The sequence below is a fragment of the Glaciecola sp. 33A genome (assembly GCF_002836745.1).
Taxonomy (GTDB): Bacteria; Pseudomonadota; Gammaproteobacteria; order Enterobacterales; family Alteromonadaceae; genus Glaciecola.
In genome coordinates, this window is the sequence record NZ_PJAR01000030.1 from 1 (window position 1) to 20,971 (window position 20,971).

The window sequence follows — 20,971 nt, forward strand, 5'->3', positions numbered from 1 at the left end:
TAGAGCGAAAACCAGTCACACGATTAATTGGCCGTGAGGCTCGGGTTTACTGAGATAGCGGTCGTTCATCACATTCGAAATCAAGGTTTATCCACTAAAAATGGTTGCCTTATCATGCAGCCTTGCGCTATGGTCTTTTGATATAAAGTTTAGCATTTGCTATATCAATAATACTGTTCAGTTGAACCAAGTGTTTATTCCCTAATATTCCAATCACGGGTGGTTGACCTTTTACGTTAACGGCGTTCATTAGTGCTGAAAAGTCAGTAATCAGGAAATCATCGATGACCATTTCATTACCAATCAAGACCTTCCCATTTCTATATACTTTCATCGGAAGCTCAAGACCCTCAGCAATAACAGTTTTTGCGGTAGGGTGGTTTTCTAACTGGAAACCATATTGGATTAAGGCAGACTCATCCAAAATGAGTTCAGGGGCGCCTGTATCGACAACAAGTCTGACGACATTTTCACTCAACTGAACATCAACAAAATTAAACCCCATTGGGGATTTATGTAACTTAATAGTTTCATATTTAGCGGTGGTTGATTTGCTCAGCAATAACTCAGTGTCATCTTTATTTTCAGGAATAAGTAGTTGTGCTTTTTTTACATCCAACAAAGCGTTCAAATGGTAAAGAGCATCATAACCAATAAGACCCATTACATCAGGAGCAAATAGTCCAGAAGATTCATTAGAATAAATAGATTTGATATTCAACTGTGTTTGTCCGATCGAAAATTGTGTTATCTCAACAGCAAATGTTTCAATTACCCCTGTTTTTTCGCTACCTATAGCCACACCATCAATTTTATTTTTGCCTTTAGTTATGCCAAAAACATTTAGTTTATTAGTATAAACTACGGTACCCGTTGCACCAGTATCAAGATTGAATTTTGCGTTAACCTGATTTATCGATGCTTCTATTTCAAAATAACCTTCATGGGTTTTATGGAGAGGAATAACCTGCATTTTTGCATTTAGCAAATGTGGAAAGGCTAATGAAATAGCGAACATAAATGACATGAAATTTTTCAAGCAAAGTTCCTTTTTTATTTTTAAAGCTATAAGATTTATTTTTAAAGCTATAAGAGTCTAGCTTCCCATATTAGTTCCTAACTTTCTATTGTTTGGTTGAAGTTAGTTTTACATCAATTTATCTTATGTTCGCTTACTGCTAATCGGTCTCGTTCATTGGGTAGAGGGTGAATAGCCGCTTCTGGCACAAAGCTCGCACACGAATTTGACCGGCTTAACGGCAGGTTTTTCGGTATTTAAGAGCGAGTTGATCTGGTAAAAAAGGGCAGTTTGGCAACGTAGCGATTTTCTTGTATTTGGCAGGGCGCGAACCCGAAAATAGCGAATTAAAAACAGATGTGAGTGACGATTGAAAGAATGAGCTAATCGTTAGTCTTGCTTGCGCCGCTTAAAAAATAGGAGGTACTGAGCAGTAAGTCAATGATATTGGGTGCTTACCACCTCACAACAGAGGTTACCATTAACTTTACACATGATTTTCAGTCGCTCTTCTCCTCGTAAAGCCCATGTGTAACGCACTTTTCAATTTTGTATTAATGTTTATCCATTTACTTACTCGTCAATCTAAACATAACACCCGCTTCAAGCTTTTGTTACTTGCCATCTGATTCTGAGCGCTTGGGTACGCTTCCTGTTATTACAATCGTTAGTAGACCAATGACTGCAAAAACACTTATAAAAAATGTAACATCAAACTCAAACCCATCGCCTAACAAAAGACCGACGACAGCGAAGATGAGTAATGCGAGAAAAGGTAAAACTACTATTCCCGCTATTATTCGTATTGGCAATCTTACTTTGCTATTCATTACGCTTTACTCTCCATTAATTGGCTTACAACACCAATTCAAGCGGCGGGCGCGCGCGCTTCGCGAACATCCGTCTTCAAATTCGTTGTGTGCTAACAGAAATATTACCCCTATCCATGTAAAAATTTCAAATTTATTTTCTTTAAAGTTACCAACTTATTATGAATACTTTATTATTATCAATACCTTACCAATTTATTGATAATAATTACCACCACTTTTCTACGATTACTATAACGGCATAGTAACAACAGCGTCCAAAACATAAGGATTAGCTGGCCTAACCGCGGCTTTTAACCTTATTGAATGTAGATGACTTAGAAGGGTATTTCAAAGAATGTCGGCTTTTTTGCTTAAGGGGCTTATTTTGATGTCAAAAGGTGCTCAAAACTCCAACGTGTTAAATTCTTTTCCAAAGCCCTCCAATAATATTCGGCGACTGTCAGCAATTGCCGTTTACTTGCCTGTCAACGCCATAGATAAAAACCTCATTTCTAGCAAAAAATGACAACTAAAATCTAGAAAATAACTACAACCGCTTACTTGGGCAAAGCTGACCAATGGAACAGTAAACAACTCTGTTGCTTTGTCAGCATCTTTATTGTCGACCAAAATTTCAGCTTTTTGAGAAGAGTTTCGCTATTAATAGCTGAGTAGCTTACTTTATTTTTAGTAGCGCACGTTTCGAGTAGCGTACTTTTTTAAGCAGTAGCACAGCATAAAAACTAGTGTTACCAGATTGATTTGCGGATTGTCGCTGCCAGTGCCAATCTCGAGCTGTTCTAGGTCCATTGAACGTGCCTTCTTGTGTTGAATTGTAACGCTGATTCACACCATCTGTTTCACAGCTTTCGCTAAAAATGATGCCAGCATTGCTCGCGCTGACATAAGTGATTAAAAGTAGTAACGAAAGTGCCGGTATTTTGATTCCGTAAAGCGTGATTTATTTCCTTCCTTGGTAAAATTTTAGATACTTAGTGTGACAGGTTTCCGAACCATATCGACTGTACTGAAAGACCGTTTTTCAAAGTTACCGGCATACTTTCTTACTCTTATTCATTCGCCAAGCCCTTGTGTCTATATTGCTGGGAACAAAACCTCGCTAAAAATCGCTTGTTATTTGTACTATTGAAAGATTTATGTAACAACATAGGTCTTTAAGAAGAACTAATCGCAAAGCTGTGATCTATTTTTGAAAAATTGAATTCTGTGTTCTGATTATTTGTATGTAAATAAGCAAGTAAGCTGAAGTATAAAATAGGTGATGGAAAGCAGATGATTGATCAAACACTAACACCAATGGAGTGTGTAAATTGGAAATAGGCATTGTACTCATATTATTCTGCGTTAGCGGATATACCATGCTCGCTAAAAGCCTCTCAAAAACTGTCATTACGGCTCCGATGTTTTTCATCGTTCTTGGTTTGGTCATGTCACAATCAGGCATACTAGAAGTACATGATTCAAAAGAAGTATTGTATTTAATCGCTGAAATTGCGTTGATTATTATCCTATTTTTAGATGCCTCTCAAATCGACTTAAGACAGCTCAAAAAGCAAAATACTTGGCCTTTGCGCATGTTGCTAATAGGGTTACCCTTATCAATTGTGCTGGGGACATTGGCTGGATATATATTTTTTCCGCACTGGCCCCTGGTAATGATAGCGCTAGTTGCCGCAATTATGGCTCCCACCGATGCCGCTCTTGGCGAAGCCGTTGTCAGTAATAAATCCGTCCCTGAAAATGAACGTCAAACTTTAACCGTTGAAAGTGGCTTAAATGACGGCTTAGCGCTACCCATAATACTATTTTTGGCAAGCTTGGTAGCTATGTCTAACGCACCTCAAGGGGACAATTTAGACTGGCTAATATTTGGTGCAAGCCAAGTTCTAATGGGAATAGCGGTTGGCTTTTTCATGGGTTGGAGCAGCGGTCGCTTATTTCTATTTGGTGAATCACGTGAGTTAACTTCGCACATATATCAAGGTATCGGGGTGCTAGCACTCACTGGTACATCTTATTTGATGGCTAGCCTTTTAGGCGGTAATGGGTTTATTTCTGCCTTTGTGTCTGGCTTAGCATTTGGCAATATTGTGAAAGGACACTGCCGATTTATTTATCAATTCGCCGAAAGCGAAGGTCAAATGTTGGTATGGGCAGCATTTATCGTGGTTGGTTTAGGTTTATTGCCAGAAGCACTTGAACATTTAACGCTGCCGGTAGCTGGCTATATTCTTGTCAGCTTATTTTTAGTTCGGCCCATCGCGATTTATATCTCCTTAATCGGCACTCAATCCAAACCAATTACGCGACTATTCTTAGGTTGGTTTGGCCCAAGAGGCTTAGCCACCGCTTTATTTGCTCTGATAGTGTCAGAACAAATACTCGGTGATTATGCTAACGCCGTCTTAGTGGTTGCGATTAACGCTGTATGGATGAGCGTCCTTTTACACGGAATTACGGCTTCATTAGGGGCACAATGGTATGGAAAACATGTTCAAGGCATGATGCCAAAAAAACAAAAAAATGACGTTTAATCACGAGATTCTGAGCCTTTCTGACATACAAATTGAAGCAGCTAGGATGGTCGAGTTAAACAAAATCAGGGTAAGGGACATTGAAGTCACTCACGCAGATCAATCATCCGCGGCGTTAGCGTATTGAGGACCGTCCATTATTGAGATTATTACAGATGTTGGACTCGTCTAGTTCACAGCATCCCTAGTTCTGAAGTTTTTCCGTCAATAAATATACTAAAAGGCGTCTATTACAATGAAAAAAGTCAGTATCGCAAGTTGGAATGAAATAGAAGATCGCACGCCTGCATATGCACTCGTGGCGAATGTGGATCTAGTGATTGTGCGCTACGGTGACAAAGTTTCGGTCTTATATGGTCGTTGCGCTCACCGCGGTGCTCTAATGTCGGATGGTCACGTGGATGGCGACAATATTATATGTGGTGTGCATAACTGGGACTATCGCTTAGATACAGGCGTTAGTGAGTATGACAACGCTGAGGTATTGCATAAATTTTCGGCTTGGATTGAGAGTGAGCAAGTATGGGTAGATGAAGATGAAATATCTGCCTGGCATAGTGCTAACCCCCAACCCTATGCCCGCGATACATACCAAGGCCTATTTCAAGACCATACCGGCACAAAAGACGAGCCACATGTAAAATTGATCAGGGAGCTGGCGGGCAATGGATTAAGTCGACTTGGGCATCATGGCCCGATGGCAGCCATGGGCGTATCTCATTTGGAATTGCCTAGCTGGGACGATTTACAGTTTAATGTTGCGCAACTGGCTACCAGACCCTTACTTGACGACGATGCCGTTGCAACGGAAGTGATTATTGGTCCACGGGCAAAAAAGCCCTTACGCTTGAAGATCCCTCTATTTGTTTCCGATATGAGTTTCGGTGCTTTGTCTGAAGAAGCCAAAACCGCATTAGCAATAGGCGCTGAATCTGCAGGCACTGGTATTTGTTCTGGCGAAGGTGGCATGCTGCCAGAGGAGCAGCAAAATAACTCTCGATACTTTTACGAATTGGCCTCAGCGCGTTTTGGGTTTTCTTGGGACAAGGTACAAAAGTGCCAAGCCTTTCATTTCAAGGGCGGCCAAGGCGCAAAAACAGGCACTGGTGGTCATCTTCCTGGCAACAAAGTAGTAGGAAAAATTGCAGAAGTTCGGGGTCTACAGCCGGGTCAAGATGCAATATCGCCGGCGACTTTTCCTGAATGGACATCGGTCGCACAAATTAAAGACTTTGCCGACGAATTAAGAGAAAAAACCGGCGGTATTCCAGTCGGATACAAGCTGTCAGCGCAGAAAATAGAACAGGATATTGATGCCGCTCTGGAAATCGGTTGTGACTACATCATTCTAGATGGCAGAGGTGGTGGCACGGGGGCTGCACCCACGATATTTAGAGATAACATATCAGTACCCACAATACCTGCTTTGGCCCGCGCCAGACATCATTTGGATCGCAATGGTCCAGGCGGTGTGTCGTTAATTATTACCGGTGGATTGCGTGTGCCCGCTGATTTTGCCAAAGCATTGGCATTAGGTGCTGATGCTATTGCGCTGTCAAACTCTGCCTTGCAAGCGATAGGATGTTTGGGTATGCGGGCGTGTAACACTAATAACTGTCCAGTAGGAATTGCTACTCAGAAAAAAGATCTTCGTGCTCGGCTTATGGTTGAAGACGCAGCTAAACGTTTAGAACGCTTTTTTAACGCAAGTACTGACTTAATGACAATTCTTGCTAGAGCTTGTGGGCATAACGATTTACAGCAGTTCTGCATAGACGATTTAACCACATTCAAGTCTCAAATGGCAGATTTAACGGGTGTGCAATTTGGCGGTATGCGAGGACGATTATAATGCTAACAGCGAGCCTAATTTACTTACTAATTGGCATAATGTTTGCCATCGTTTTTTTTGTTATTGGATATCGTAAAATCGACCCATCAGCAGCGGGCACGCCCTGGTTTGTGAGACTTCTATGGACCCCAGCAGCCTTAGCAATTTGGCCAATTCTGATCATCAAGTGGCTTCGGCCTCGTGCTTTTAAGCCAAACTAAGGAGCTATTGAGATGAAAAGAAAACATCAAAAAATCCATCTAATGGTATGGCTGTTATTACTGCCTTTTCTAGTATGGATTGTTTATCATGCCAATCAAGGCCGCTTTGATATAGAAGACGTGTATCATCCCTCGTCCACTCCCGTTGAAGGAGGTAAATTACCATGAGCCATAGATTTGTCCCTGTTCAATGGAATAATAATAAGAAAGCATATGACAAAGCGCTATGGCTGAGCATCGTCATTTATATCGCTATTTTTGTGATTATCAGCGTGGTGATACATACAGGAGAAGAAGCATTGGTGCCGATGACAATGCTTATTCGTGCGTTCGGTTCACTTGGATTTATTCTGCTGACATTAATTTTATGTATAGGTCCGTTGGCACGCATTGATTCTCGATTCCTACCACTTCTCTACAATCGACGCCATATGGGTGTTTCGATGTTCCTTATTGTCTTGGTACACGCCATTTTAGTAATTATTTGGTATCACTCATTTGGCCCATTGAATCCTATTGAATCGATTTTTACCTCACCAGGCAGTTTCGATAACTCAGCTGACGTTCCTTTTCAACCACTTGGATTCTTTGCACTGATCATTCTTTTCGTTATGGCAGATGTGAAGGAAAGTGCGGGCAAGTGGATTGATATTGGCGATTGGAAATCAATTGGTAATAACCGTGCCAAAACGATTCAAATTAGTAATGGCGAGCGCGTCGCAATATTCCGTTATGAAAACAATAAGCTAGCGGCAATTTCAAACGTTTGCCAGCATCAAAATGGTCCTTTGGGTGAAGGTTGTATCATCGATGGCTTGATCACTTGCCCTTGGCATGGTTTTCAGTATCGCCCAGAAGATGGCCGTTCACCCGCACCATTTACTGAGCGCGTTGGCACATACGAATTAAAAATGGAAGCGGACAAAGTTATGTTAAACACGGCGGGGTTGCCAGATGGAACAGAGCGTCCAGTGTTAGTGATCGAGCAGCTTATCAACGTGGAGACCATAGCCAATGCGTAAAAATAATGAGTTTTTTGTGGGCTACCTTAAGGCCCCACAGTCAATTGTTTCTTTTTATAAGATTGTCGTTCCTATCTTTTTATTGATTGCCATTGCCGTAGGGGTTTGGTTATCACTGAATCAACAAAGTGCGGGCAAAGGAGTAGCGGAATTGTCTAATCAGTCAACCATGTCTGGTTACCTTACCTTAGACCCTTATCCGGTCTTGCATCATGTGGGCGAAGAAAAGCGCTCCGTGATCTTAGTAGACCGATTTAAGAAGTCGGCTAATGACTTATTACAACCCTATGCAAATCAATGGATCACCGTTTCTGGCTTGCCCATCGATAGAGGCGATTGGGTCATGTTGCAAGTTCCTGCTGACGCTGAGGTGCAGGTGGTGTCGAATAAAATGGGTCTTGAAGTTAGCGATCAATATTTGGGAGAAGTGACTTTTGAAGGTGAGATTATCGATTCAAAGTGTTTCCTTGGGGTAATGAAACCTGGCGGAGGTAAAGTACACCGTGCCTGCGCTCGCTTGTGTCTGCTCGGCGGAGTGCCGCCTATGCTAGCGGTCAAGAATCAACAGGGTGAGCGTTTGGGCTATTTATTGATGAATGAAGATGGCAGTAGCGCCTCAATTCCTTTATCAGACAAGGTAGCCGTACCTGTGAGATTATCAGGCACATTATTGCAGCGGGGCGAACTACAATATGTGCGTCTAAATGCCAGTAACGTAAAACTGCTTACAGGTTCAAAATTAGCAGATTATGGCGAAACCTTAGCTCAGATGTCTGATGAAGACGTGGCGATGCTGAACCATGACCATGACCATTAGCTTTATGTTTTGCAATATTTGTGTCGCCATTTGAAAAGTAAATAGACCAACGTCGGTTTTTATTAATGATGAATTGATAAAGCCTTACATTTTTAAAATACAGGGATAGACAACAATGAAAAAGATAATTCTGATATGTGCATTAATGTTGAGCGTGTTTAGTAGCTTGGCTTTCGCTAAAGACCCTATTGAAACGGGCTCTTTCAATAATAAAGCTATCTATGGCTACGATACCGTTGCTTACTTTACTGAGAACAAACCAGTAGAAGGGGCAGACCACATTACTAGTGAATGGCGAGGCGCCGTTTGGTATTTTTCGAGCACTGAAAATAAAGCCTTGTTTGACGCCGATCAAGAAAAGTATGCCCCTCAATATGGTGGTTATTGCGCATATGCTATGTCGAAAGGCCGTTTTGTGGGAATTGATGAAGAAGCCTTCACGATATACAAGGGCAAACTTTACTTGAACTATAGCAAAGGCGTTGCTGAAGACTGGAGTGAAGATAAAGACGGCTTTATTAAGCTTGCAGGTCCTGAATATAAGGCAAACGTGGATTTTTAGACTAAGCTTTTAACTTAAAATTTATACAACAGTACGCTTTAATTGATTGGACTAAGTTGACTTGGCAACTGGTCCAACTCACCTTTATTGCTTGTTCGGTTATTTTATTTTGGATGCTTGCTATAATGCAAGCCAGAGTCGTCTATCAATTAGCATCTTAAATACAAACCATTGGATTGCACAACATACTTGGCTAAAACAATTGATTAATATTCTCGAGGGTTATGGCTTAAGTGGTTCTATCGTCGAAATGTCAGGGCTTTTACATTTGAAGACGGGCCTAAGCTATTTAGAGGGCAATCACCTTTTAACTTTTGGCGATATGCATTCGCATCCAGATTTCAGCCAATTTAATCGTATTAAAGTTGAAGAAAAAGAAGCCTATGCTGCTAACAGCGTATGGATAAACGGCACTGTTTTAGTTCCCAAAGGGTTTCCCAGGGTATTGAACGAGATTAAAAACCTTGGCTATCATACCCGTGAAGTTGCCATTAATAAAAGCTGAGGAATCGACTCATTGTATTTATAAAAACGTTTGTATCTATTTAAAATCAAAAAACAAGGAAATTTCAACTGATATAAATAGGAGATCTAGCACCCAACTTGTCTTGATTTACTATCCCATAAAACAACTTATGCCACCTGCCCCGCAGCCCAACCGCTAGACCAAGCCCACTGAAAATTATAACCCCCTAGCCAGCCAGTTACATCAAGTACTTCACCTATAAAGAACAATCCTTCTTGATCCTTAACTTGCATGTTTTTTGATGAAACATAGTCCGTATCAACGCCGCCCAGTGTGACCTCGGCAGTCCGATAGCCTTCAGTTCCATTTGGTTTAACTCGCCACTGCGTAAAAGCGTCGGCTGCGCTTTGCAACTGTTTTGCGTTGTATTGCTTAAGCGGCTTGTTGTCTAATTCAAAATACGGAATAGCCGCTTGTACAAAACGTTTTGAATAATGTTTTCCAAGTGCTGTAGAAAGTTGTATTTCTGGATTTGACTGCTGTTGCTCAAATAAATCTTGGAACAAATCAGCGTTTGGAAAAAGGTCAAATTCCACCTCTTGTCCTGGGTCCCAGAAACTCGAGATTTGCAGTACTGCGGGGCCACTTAAACCACGATGAGTAAACAAAATACTTTCATTGAAATTGGTGTTGTTGCAACTTGCGTTAGCATCAACTGAAATACCGCTGAGCTCGCCTATTACGGCCTTGTCATGTTCCTGCAACGTAAATGGCACAAGGGCGGCTTTTGTTGGAATAATGGGCAAGCCAAACTGTTCAGCAACTCTATAGCCGAAAGGTGTTGCGCCTAACTTTGGCATACTTAAGCCACCCGTTGCAATGACCAATGACTCACTGCTGAAAATGCCTTGGCTGGTATTCACTACATAGCGATTATCGACATATTGTATGTCGATAATTTCTGTTCGGTTCTTAATATCAACATTGGCTTTTTTGCATTCGGCCAAGAGTAAATCGACGATATCTTTAGCGCTGTCATCACAAAAAAGTTGACCGAGTGTTTTTTCGTGATGCTTAATACCATATTCGTTTACCAATGAGATAAAATCCCATTGCGTATATTGACTTAGTGCGGACTTACAAAAATGCGGATTTTGAGATAGAAAGTTTTCGTGCGAAGTATACGTATTAGTAAAGTTGCAACGACCGCCTCCACTCATGAGGATCTTACCACCTAGTCTTTTTGCATGATCAAAAACAATGACCTTACGACCTCGTTTACCCGCTTCAGTTGCGCAAAATAGACCTGCTGCGCCAGCACCTATTACAATAACTTCTGTTTTGGTCACGTTACTACTCATTGTTATGAACACAGAACATTATCGCTGTTTAATCACAAGCCATCAACTAGATGGCTTGTTTTACTCGCTTTTGTTTTTACTAAATGCGTTCGCTTTAGTGAAATATTACTTACAGCTGCTTCAATATAGTTTCAGCATCACTGACTTCAAAACGACCCGGGTCTTCAACATTGAGTGCGCGAACAACACCGTCTTCGACGATCATGCTGTAACGAATTGAACGAATGCCACCAAATGCGTCAGTATCCATATCGAGACCAATCAATTGGGCAAAAGTACCGTTGCCGTCTGCTAACATCATGATTTCGTGCGCGTCTTGTGACTTACCCCAAGCGCCCATAACAAAAGCATCATTTACCGAAATACAAATAATGGCATCGACGCCTTTCGCTTTAATTTTATCAGCCAATGCAATGTATCCAGGAAGATGAGCTGCTGAGCAGGTAGGAGTGAATGCGCCGGGAACTGCAAATAAAACCACTTTCTTTTCGCTAAATAAAGTACCTGTATTTGGATTTTTTATTTCACCATCTTGCAAAATACTAAATACTGCTTCTGGTAATGTGCCGCCTACTTCAATCATGGTCACTCCTTGTTATTTTATTGTGTGTCTATATTAGAGTATTGTTACTCGCATAAAGGCAACTTACGATTATTTGTTTCAGAGTATCAGTGTAGTATATACACATCAAATCTGTGTTTTTTTGATTCAATTGCGGTGTCGGGTTTACGTCCACACGCTAGCTCAATTGGGTCCGCCGAGCCCGGCCTTTTAACCACGACTCTGCTACCGGCATGGCTCAGTGCTGCGTCCAGCAATTGCGCGCTGTCGATATCTGCACCTAACAACTGTTGGAATGCGCGCATTTCTTTCTTCACCAGAGCTGACTTTTTTTTGTGCGGAAACATTGGGTCAAGATAAATAACGTCAGCCAACGGTTTAGCCTTTTTTTTTGCACCTTGCTTTAAAATATAGTCTGTTGCATCCGTTTTGACTAGCGATAATCTTTCGGATAATTCAGCAACAGATTCAATACGGTTTAGCGCATCCTCTAACAGTGCCGCGATAATCGGACTGCGCTCTAACATGATGACATGAGCACCCACACTTGCCATAACAAAACTGTCGTTACCCATTCCTGCAGTACAATCAATTACTGACAGTGAATCTTTACCTTTTATACCAATTGCTTTAGCTAGCGCCTCATTGCGCCCACCACCATGTTGCTTGCGGTAATGAAGCGCGGCTGAATTGAAATCAATTATAATATCTCCCCAACTTGGCTCATTGCTCAACCGTAGTGCAAGACCGTTGGATGTGTAGACGAGTTGCCACTGGCTATCAATATCAATGTTGGCAACACAGCTATTCCCTTTCGTGCTTCGTTTTGCCATTTTTTGTGCGTTGGTATGTGGTTTTTTAGGTTTTGATAACGACTTATTTGATTTTACTTTAGCATCGTTCAAACCCCGCTTTACGATAGGGTAACCGGTTTCAGCAGATAGCTTTTTTGCATCCTCTTGAGGAGATATGCGGTCGCGATCCTCTACAAGAATGACTATTCCTATACCACCATCTTGCTCACTTTGGGCATTGATAGGCGCATTTTGATCACGCATTTCCATACTCCTCTTTATATGCCAGCCACCGACCAATAAGTGCTTGAGAGTTGCTTGGATATTCGCGCCATACGTATTCAGCCATATTTTTTATATCTGGAATAAGCGCTGCATCACGTATTAAATCCGCGATTTTCAAGTCGGCTATGCCAGTTTGTTTAGTCCCCAACATTTCACCTGGGCCACGAATTTCTAAGTCTTTTTCAGCAATATAAAAGCCGTCAGTTGATTCACGTAAAACACCTAGACGCTTACTGGCTGTTTTAGATAGCGGACCTGAATACATTAATACACAATGACTTTCTACCGAGCCACGCCCCACTCTGCCGCGCAACTGATGCAATTGGGCTAAGCCTAAACGCTCTGGGTTTTCAACAATCATTAAGCTAGCATTGGGAACATCAACACCGACTTCAATCACGGTAGTGGCGACTAACAAATCAAGCTTGCCTTGTTTGAAATCGTCCATGACTTGCTGTTTTTCAGCTGCTTTTAAGCGCCCGTGGACCAGTCCAACCTTCAGCTCTGTTAAGGTGGTTCTCAATGCAACTGCTGCATCCTCAGCCGCTTGGCATTGCAATACTTCTGATTCGTCAATAAGTGTGCAGACCCAATATACTTGGCGTTTTTGCTCAACAGCCGCTTTACGAACACGCTCAATGACATCACCACGTCTGCTATCAGGTAAAACGACCGTTGTCACCGGTGTTCTTCCTGGAGGCAATTCATCGATAACGGAGGTGTCTAAATCAGCATACGCAGTCATTGCTAACGTCCGCGGAATAGGCGTTGCTGTCATTATCAGTTGATGTGGGTACTTGCCAAGCTTTTCACCTTTTTTACGCAACGCCAAACGTTGATGCACACCAAAACGATGTTGTTCATCAACAATCACCATCGCCAGATTTTTATACTCTACTTGTTCTTGGAATATTGCGTGAGTGCCAACCAGCATTTGAATATTACCCAACGCAAGCTGTTCGAGAGTTTCTATTCTCGCTTTGCCTTTCAACTTGCCTGCCAACCAGCCTACGTTGATTCCTAAAGGGGTAAACCAGTCGGTAAAATTACGAGTGTGCTGTTCGGCCAACAATTCAGTTGGAGCCATCAGGGCAACTTGATAGCCTGCGCTAATCGCGGATAATGAGCTAAGCGCAGCAACTAAGGTTTTTCCCGAACCAACGTCACCCTGAACTAAACGCATCATCGGTTGCGCATGTTGCATGTCTTGCTCAATTTCACCCACCACACGCGCTTGTGCACCCGTTGGTTTAAACGGTAGGGTGGCTAAAAACTTTTGTTTTAACGGCTCATCTATTGTAACCGCAATGCCGGGTTCTGCATTTGACTGCGAACGTACTTTGAGCATACTTAAATGGTGTGCCAGCAACTCTTCAATCACTAAACGCTTTTGCGCGGGATGCCTTCCCTCAACTAAATCTTCTATTACAATGTCTGGCGGTGGTCGATGCACTAAATGCAATGCATCAGTTAACGATACTTGTTGTTCATATAGACCATTGGGCAGTAATTCTAAAAGTGCACCTTTATCCAGTTGTTTCAATGCTTGCTCGGTTAAATTTCGAAGTGTGAGTTGTCTTACGCCCTCGGTTGTTGGATAAACAGGCGTTAACGATTCTTCCAAGCTTGTATTTTCAGGATCATCTACAATCTTATATTCTGGGTGCATCATCTCGAGGTTTGCTTTGCCTGTTCGAACTTCACCAAAGGCACGAATAATATTTCCGATTGCTAAAGACTTGGTTTGGGCAGCAGAAAAATGGAAAAAGCGCAGAGTAACGGAACCGCTCCCGTCACTGACTTTAACCAACAACATTCGACGTTTACCGTATTGAATGTCGGCTGACATAATCTCGCCTTGGATAGACACATGCAAATAGGCATGCAGGTCCGCCATAGGATAAATTCGAGTGCGATCTTCATACCTAGCCGGAAGGTGAAAAATCACGTCTTGCAGAGTAACAAGGCCGAGTTTTTTTAGTTTTTCCGCAACTTTTGCTCCGACACCTTTGAGCGTGGTAACCGGCGTATCAGCCAGTGACTTCATTTCATAATATTCTTATAATCTTAACGTTTCGCTGATAGCTAAACTTTACCAGACCTTTGTAATTAAGCCACCTGTTCTAGCACTCAGGTTTGCAAAAAAGACCACCACATAATTTAGGATGTGCCTCAAGCTGACATTAAATACTAGCTTAGTTAAGCTCGTCGTCTTTCCAGAATTTGCTTCCTTTAACCGTAGCTTGCAGAGCCAAACCGCTTTCAGTCATGGTATACACCGTAACATCGCCATAATAGGCTTCGCCTTCAATCGACTTTCCTTTTGTACCCGCTTTTGCTGCTGCATCTGCGTTACCACCGAAGGTCCAGCCTTGTTCTACGAAATTGCGCATAGCAGCTTGATTGTGAAACACCATGACAATGCGATAATCTTTTGCACCTATACCAAAGCCAACGCCACCTTCAGCCATATTCATATACGTTTTTTTATTCTGAATCTGATCGCTTACAACGCCATAGCCGGTTCCAGCAGACACCAAGAACAAATTAATATTAGCGTTTGAAAATACAGCATAACCGGGTGATGCGTTCAATTCCTCTCTCGCTGCGGGCTTTTTTAGATATAGTTTTTCCAACGCGTCTTGTTGCATTTCTAATATTGCGACACGCTTTTCAACGTCAGTACCCGTTCCGTAAGATGCGCAGGCACTGAGTAAAAAAACACACGCCAAGCCACTTAATAACTTTAAACCATACATTTAACTTTCCTTATAATCGATTGATGATGCTACAGCATAGTGTACACGTAAACGAAGTATAAAATTGATAGTCGATTACTGACTAACGAAAAATATACTCCTTACAGTCGTCTTGCTTCTAATGGCTTGCGATTAATGTTTCAAAGTCACTTTTATAACGTCTTGAAAGTCGTATTTTCTGCCCTGACCGCATGACTATTTCCGCGTCACCACTGGCTAAGGATTCAATGAAATGCACCCTGCTTACATTAACCGCAAATGATCTGTGTACGCGGATTAAGCCGTAGTGACGGCTTTTTAAGATAAAATCAGACATCGTCGTGCGCATAGGGTAAATCTCATTATCAATATGTAAATTTGAATAGTTACCACATGCCTCTACCCATTCGATGTTTTTAGTTTTAATCAAAAATTCTTTACCTAGCTTTTTAACTAATAAAATATTCGCTAATGATTCGGTTTGTTGGCAATCAATTGGTTTATCTGCTTTATTTGAGATTGATTGAGCATCCCCTAACCATTGCGCAACTATGTATCGATATACGCCAATCATGGCGACAAAAAAACAAAAGCTCCAAACGTCCTTGCGTAACTCATATAAAAATTCAAACATAAAGTGCTGAAAACTTACAGAAAACTGGTAGTCACTTGCGGATAATAAATAAACAAGTTCGCGCATCGCGACCATTAACAATATATGCGAGGCCCCGTAGGTTATCGCGGCAGCAATATATCGGCCAATACTGCTTTTTGTTGTCTGCCAATCCCAAGGGTACTTGCGCATAAACCCTGCAATTAATGGAAAGATAAAGAGCGTTGCTAGGGCGCTAGAGTATTCCCATGCAAAGGGTTCCCAGACTTGAAACGATGCACTCTCTTTTCTCGCTTCCTCCATCAACACCGTGGTGGCATTGATAGTCGCATTAATGCCAAAGTAGCAAGCCAAAGCTAGCATTTCGTAGGTAAATTTGTGCTTCTGAAAGTGTTCTTTTGAAAACTGCATCTCAATTAATTACCTTTCATCCCTTATTTCCACCACTTATCACTTATTGTTTCATTTCAGCAAGTTAGATACATAACGACGGGTCATTCATGGCAGTATTCGACTCATACTTATTGCATTTAAATCACACAAATACAAGAAAAAACATGAATAATACTGCTTCTCAAAATACAAACCGACTGCATTGTTTAGACTGGCTCAGGGTAATCGCTATTGGCGTATTACTGATGTATCACATTGGTATGGTGTATGTACCTGACTGGGGTTATCACTATAAAAATCCCTTGGCGAGTGATTGGATCAAATCGCTAATGCTGTTGACGTCTCCTTGGCGCATGGGACTATTGTGGTTGGTATCTGGCATTGCCTTAGCATACATGTGTGGCAGTTATAATGTTATTAGACTAGTTGTTAGACGTACTAATCAGATATTGCTCCCGCTGTTGGTTGGCGTGCTATTTATTGTTCCTGTTCAGTTATTTGCACAAATGAAACAAGCGGGTGATATGCCTTTAAATTTTATTGGTTTTGTTCATGCTTTTTTTGTTCAACCAAAGGGATACTTTGTTAACTACTCATCCGGCATTTGGCCTCGATTTGATGTTAATCACTTATGGTATTTACGTTCATTATGGAGGTTTAGCATAATACTAATTCTACTCTCACCCATTTTAAATTCAAATCTTGCAAAAATGATTGGGCATTTTTTAGCCGCAAGATTACGTTATTTATTACCGCTGTTTGTTATCCCCATTGCAATGATTGAACTGCTGATGGAGGGCGAATCTGTGCGAGAGTATTATGGATTTATTGTATTGTTATTGGGCTTCTATTTAGGTTTGCACGAGGCTTTTTGGCAGACTTTGACAAAGCACGTAAAGTTGCTCTGTATACTTAGCCTAGTTGCTATGATGGCACTGCAAATAGGTTTTATCGAGATCTGGCAAACTGGGTTGGATCAAACGAATACTTTATGGAACGCACTCATTCAATGTATATATGTGTCGAATAAAATTCTACCACTGCTGGCTATACTTGCGCTGTCGTATCAGTTTCTTAACAAGCCAAACAAACTAATCAAACAACTAAACCCATACGTATTTCCACTTTATATTTTGCATCAAAGTGTCATTATAATCATTGCTTATGTGGCATCTAACAGCCATTTAATTTTGTTGCGAAGTGCCGAATATCAATTGTGGTTTAGTTTAGTCGTTACCCCCCTTATCTGTGCCTTACTGGTCATGTTAATTGCTAGATTCAATGCTTTTCGACTGTGTTTTGGTATGCGTCTGAAGAAAAACAAGGACCCATACAGTAGTTGGCAAGCCAATTTTGCCGTGTCGGTAATCTGCACACCAATGATTTATTGCCTCATTTGAGTCAAGCACAGATGGTACACAACGCTACTTGAAATCCTATTGCTACCAATAGTGGAAAACCACCTCAACGTTTAATTACATATATTGCTCACTTCAATATCCCCCTTTTGCGTAACGTTATTTAGACATTTCTGTGAATTAAATGTAAATAATTTACTCATTTAGTAGGGGTTTATCCGTTCCTGCGCGCTAAATAATATTACAACATTCGACAAAATTCTTATTGAGAGAAAGCAAGACGCTTAACTTTGATACAACTTAAAATAAAAAGGTAAAGTCAAGATGAACAAACACAACAACTTTAAAAAACACAAAAAACTAATTATTGCCTCATCTATCACTACGGCTTTGGGTATTGCTTCTCCCCACGCGTTTGCACAAAACGAGACCGAAACACAAAATATAGAGAACGTCGAAAGGATCAGCGTTCTGGGATCAAATATTCGTAAAATTGATACCGAAAGTGCTGCACCGGTTCAGTATATTGATAGAGACAGCATTGAGCTAAGCAGCATCGGTTCAATCTCAGACCTCGTTCTAAACATACCAGCAAATGCTGGCTCTGTTGTAAATCCTGTCAGTGGTGAAAATATTGGTTCATCAAATTTTAATATCCGTAACTTAGGCGCAGGCTCAACGCTGGTTTTAATTAATGGCCGCCGGGCGGGCAAGAGTCCCCTAAGTGATAATTTGGGAAATCAATTTTACGATTTGAATCAGTTACCGTTGTCTATGGTAAAAAGCGTTGATATCCAAACAGACGGCGCTTCAGCAATTTATGGTTCCGAAGCTGTTGCGGGTGTGGTCAATATAGTCACACGCAAAGGGTTTGAGGGTTTGGAAGTCAGTGCCCGCTATGAAGATGCGAGTAACCAAACAGAAACAATTAATTTTGCGCTTGGCAGTAATGGAGAGCGTGGTTCTTTTGGTTTATACGCGACGGCTTACAATGGAAGCATTAACTATCGCGATGATTTCGACTTTATTGTAGAGCGTTCAGGCGGAGTATTACTATCAAGTAGCGGATCGCCTGATGAATATCGCACTTTAGATCCACAAACGGGTGCATTTGGAAGTACCAAGATCATTGACCCTTTTTGCGAAGAGGCAGGTCAAGTTGTTCAAGGGAATAATTGTAGCTATAACTTTTTTGACCATACCAGCCCTGTTCCCAAGAATAATCGCTTATCAATTTTCGCAGAATTTGACTATGATCTAGGTCAGTTATTCGGTTTTGAAGAATTAAAGGCATTTGGCGAAGTAAGTTATGCACAAAACACGACGACTCGCGCATTCGGCCCTCAAATAAACGGCAATGGCGAATATGGCGGTAGGTTTTTAATCCCGAGTAGTCATCCATTCAACTTTTTTGTAGATGATGCAGATGGTCTTCAATATATCGACCCAACGACAGCAACTGGTGCTCAATTTTGGCAACAAAATCCAAATGCGGCGGCTAATTTAACAACCAGTGGTAACTTTAGACCAATAGGAGCAGCAATTGCCGGTAGGAACGGACGTGGGAATGATTATGTTAATAACTCGGACCGCCATATGCTTGGTATTGATGCATTTAGAGGAAACTGGAGTGTTTCAGCTTGGTACCAAAATTATGAACACGAGAATAGATTTATAGCAGAAGGTGATAGCATCGCTAGCGGCTTGCAGTCTGGTTTAATGGACGGCACGCTCAATCCATTTGGTATCGCATATGCGTTACCAGACTTCATTTCGCCCAAGGACGGTATTAGTACCGCAGCTCATGACCTCGATAGCTACAATGACAACATTGGTTATACCACGACTAATATTCGCACAAGCTCACAAGAAACGCTTGATTTTGTAATGAGCAACGGTGAAGTTTTTGAGCTAGACGCGGGCTATGTAGGTGTGGCATTTGGTTATCAGAAACGCCAAGAAACGTTTACGTTCACACCAGACAGAATAACAAGTTCCGGTTTAGGAAGTGTTGCATCATCAAGGTCACTTTCAGTGAATGGCGAAACAGATGTCGATTCCGTGTTTGTTGAAGTTGCCATACCTGCCCTGGAAAATTTAGACATACAGCTTGCTTTGCGCTATGAAGATCACGGAGAAGAAGTCGGCACCACTACCGATCCTAAAATCGCTGCTTTATATAAAATAACAGATGATGTTTTACTTCGCGCATCATATGGTTCATCGTTTCAAGCGCCAACGGCAATTCAAACAGGGGGAATAACAAGTAATACTGGGGTTGATTTTCTAACCTCAAATGGACGGGTTACTTGCAACACTGAGAATGCACAAGCAGGCGACTTTATTGCAGATACTTCAGCTAAAGTCCTCGGTAAATTGAATCCACAGTCGGCTGACAACATTAACCTAGGGATAGTTTGGCAAGCATCAACTAAAAGTAGTGTGTCGGTAGATTACTGGCAATACGATTACGAAGGTCTCATTGTAAATGCTCAGTCGCCGCAAGCGGTATTGGATAGCGATTGTAATGATGGCATATTGAATGACCCTAATATCACGAGAGCCTCCGACGGCGTGCCCTTATTTATTAACACTTCCTTAGAAAATGCCAACAGTGCGAAAACGGATGGTATTGATGCTAAATTTAATTATGGTATTGATACTGAGATAGGTGCACTTGATTTTAACTTGACTGTGTCCTACGTTATGTCATTTGAAGCTGTGCTAAGCGGTGTTACTGTTGACGTTGCAGGACGCCGCAATGCCAACACAGACTCATTTGGCACGATGCCAGAGTTAAGTGGAAATGCCAGTGGCAGATGGACAAAAGAGAATCATCAAGCAACTGTAACTCTACGTTATACAGATTCCTATTTACAAGATGACGGTGCGCGTAACAACAGTCTTTTAGGGCAAAATATAGATAGCTTCACGACAGTAGATTTGCAGTACAGATACGATGCGTCAGAGTTGACTGGAATTGGAAGTTGGATAATGGTCGGGGCGAATAATCTTACCGATGAAAATCCCCCACGCTATGGCGCTCGTCCATTTTTTGATGAGGAAGCGCACTCCATCAGAGGAAGAGTCCTTTATGCGGAAATTGGTTTAACATTTTAATAAACTACCTTCATCGGCTGCACTCAAATTTTAAAAGAATTTAGTTGCAGCCGATTCATCATTTCTATGTGCGTAAATGCATGTTTGCGCTTTCGTTAAAGATATAATCGGTCAGTTAAACTGAATAGCCGCTGTTGGCAATGAGCCGAAAGTTCGCAGCAAGACCTCAAACGGCATATCTTGATCACACTTTGAGATTTATTAGTGCTATCGGTCGTTATCCTAATGGCAGGTGATCCGACAAAGAAGTCATACTGTACTTATGCTATATGACAAAACTATTGTCATATTCTTCACTGCCTATTGAATCCTGAAGTAAATTTTGAATAAACTTTTTATTTTACACAGTCGTTTTCGTTTTCTGTAAGTGTCTACCAAGCACTTTGATGTTTGGGTAATTTATTTTCATCATCAATTATTAAGTTGCTAATAATGTTTATAAG

General features: G+C 41.4%; 17 protein-coding genes. 9 read left to right on the top strand and 8 right to left on the bottom strand.

Annotated features, from left to right (window positions below; genetic code table 11):
- Positions 1-127: 127 nt before the first annotated feature.
- Positions 128-1,039 carry an aspartyl protease family protein gene (locus CXF81_RS04940; protein WP_101180265.1) on the bottom strand — a complete coding sequence of 304 codons (912 nt, stop codon included), beginning with the start codon at positions 1,037-1,039 and terminating at the stop codon, positions 128-130.
- 593 nt (positions 1,040-1,632) lie between these two features.
- Complete coding sequence (locus tag CXF81_RS04945; protein ID WP_101180266.1) at positions 1,633-1,848, bottom strand: hypothetical protein; 216 nt, start codon at positions 1,846-1,848, stop codon at positions 1,633-1,635.
- A gap of 1,313 nt (positions 1,849-3,161) precedes the next feature.
- On the opposite strand from CXF81_RS04945, the gene CXF81_RS04950 reads away from it, so the two are divergent.
- The 7 genes from CXF81_RS04950 to CXF81_RS04980 all read left to right on the top strand — a co-directional run bounded on the left by CXF81_RS04950 (position 3,162) and on the right by CXF81_RS04980 (position 9,343).
- The gene (locus tag CXF81_RS04950) at positions 3,162-4,385 is read left to right on the top strand and encodes a sodium:proton antiporter (protein WP_101180267.1); all 1,224 of its coding nucleotides are present in this window, start codon (positions 3,162-3,164) and stop codon (positions 4,383-4,385) included.
- A gap of 235 nt (positions 4,386-4,620) precedes the next feature.
- Complete coding sequence (locus CXF81_RS04955) at positions 4,621-6,237, top strand: glutamate synthase-related protein (protein ID WP_101180268.1); 1,617 nt, start codon at positions 4,621-4,623, stop codon at positions 6,235-6,237.
- 212 nt (positions 6,238-6,449) lie between these two features.
- Complete coding sequence (locus CXF81_RS19805; RefSeq protein ID WP_157825494.1) at positions 6,450-6,605, top strand: hypothetical protein; 156 nt, start codon at positions 6,450-6,452, stop codon at positions 6,603-6,605.
- Positions 6,602-7,459, top strand: a complete 858-nt coding sequence (locus tag CXF81_RS04965; protein WP_101180270.1) for a Rieske 2Fe-2S domain-containing protein — start codon at positions 6,602-6,604, stop codon at positions 7,457-7,459. The genes CXF81_RS19805 and CXF81_RS04965 overlap by 4 nt, the downstream gene beginning before the upstream one ends.
- The gene (locus CXF81_RS04970) at positions 7,452-8,276 is read left to right on the top strand and encodes a hypothetical protein (protein ID WP_101180271.1); all 825 of its coding nucleotides are present in this window, start codon (positions 7,452-7,454) and stop codon (positions 8,274-8,276) included. The genes CXF81_RS04965 and CXF81_RS04970 overlap by 8 nt, the downstream gene beginning before the upstream one ends.
- A 115-nt stretch (positions 8,277-8,391) precedes the next feature.
- Positions 8,392-8,838, top strand: coding sequence for a YHS domain-containing (seleno)protein (locus tag CXF81_RS04975; RefSeq protein WP_101180272.1), 447 nt, complete (start codon positions 8,392-8,394; stop codon positions 8,836-8,838).
- 61 nt (positions 8,839-8,899) lie between these two features.
- Positions 8,900-9,343: a hypothetical protein gene (locus CXF81_RS04980; protein WP_198556322.1), complete on the top strand. Its 444-nt coding sequence runs from the start codon at positions 8,900-8,902 to the stop codon at positions 9,341-9,343.
- A gap of 128 nt (positions 9,344-9,471) precedes the next feature.
- Here CXF81_RS04980 and CXF81_RS04985 read toward each other — a convergent pair whose 3' ends face one another.
- The 6 genes from CXF81_RS04985 to CXF81_RS05010 form a co-directional block, all read right to left on the bottom strand.
- Complete coding sequence (locus tag CXF81_RS04985) at positions 9,472-10,653, bottom strand: NAD(P)/FAD-dependent oxidoreductase (RefSeq protein WP_101180273.1); 1,182 nt, start codon at positions 10,651-10,653, stop codon at positions 9,472-9,474.
- Positions 10,654-10,774: 121 nt separating this feature from the next.
- Positions 10,775-11,248: a peroxiredoxin gene (locus CXF81_RS04990; protein WP_101180274.1), complete on the bottom strand. Its 474-nt coding sequence runs from the start codon at positions 11,246-11,248 to the stop codon at positions 10,775-10,777.
- Between the two features lie 86 nt (positions 11,249-11,334).
- On the bottom strand, positions 11,335-12,285 hold the full coding sequence (locus CXF81_RS04995; protein ID WP_101180326.1) for a class I SAM-dependent methyltransferase: 951 nt from the start codon (positions 12,283-12,285) through the stop codon (positions 11,335-11,337).
- Positions 12,278-14,353 (bottom strand): ATP-dependent DNA helicase RecG, encoded by a 2,076-nt coding sequence (gene recG, locus CXF81_RS05000; RefSeq protein ID WP_101180275.1) that lies wholly within the window; start codon positions 14,351-14,353, stop codon positions 12,278-12,280. Before recG ends, CXF81_RS04995 begins: the two co-directional genes overlap by 8 nt.
- 148 nt (positions 14,354-14,501) lie before the next feature.
- Positions 14,502-15,065, bottom strand: coding sequence for a YSC84-related protein (locus CXF81_RS05005; protein ID WP_101180276.1), 564 nt, complete (start codon positions 15,063-15,065; stop codon positions 14,502-14,504).
- A gap of 118 nt (positions 15,066-15,183) precedes the next feature.
- Positions 15,184-16,068, bottom strand: coding sequence for a LytTR family DNA-binding domain-containing protein (locus CXF81_RS05010; protein ID WP_101180277.1), 885 nt, complete (start codon positions 16,066-16,068; stop codon positions 15,184-15,186).
- Positions 16,069-16,214: 146 nt separating this feature from the next.
- Here CXF81_RS05010 and CXF81_RS05015 point away from each other — a divergent pair, with 146 nt between their 5' ends.
- Positions 16,215-17,450 (top strand): acyltransferase, encoded by a 1,236-nt coding sequence (locus CXF81_RS05015; protein ID WP_157825495.1) that lies wholly within the window; start codon positions 16,215-16,217, stop codon positions 17,448-17,450.
- A gap of 282 nt (positions 17,451-17,732) precedes the next feature.
- Entirely contained in the window at positions 17,733-20,528 is a 2,796-nt protein-coding gene (locus CXF81_RS05020; protein ID WP_101180279.1) for a TonB-dependent siderophore receptor, read from the top strand.
- Positions 20,529-20,971: the final 443 nt, after the last annotated feature.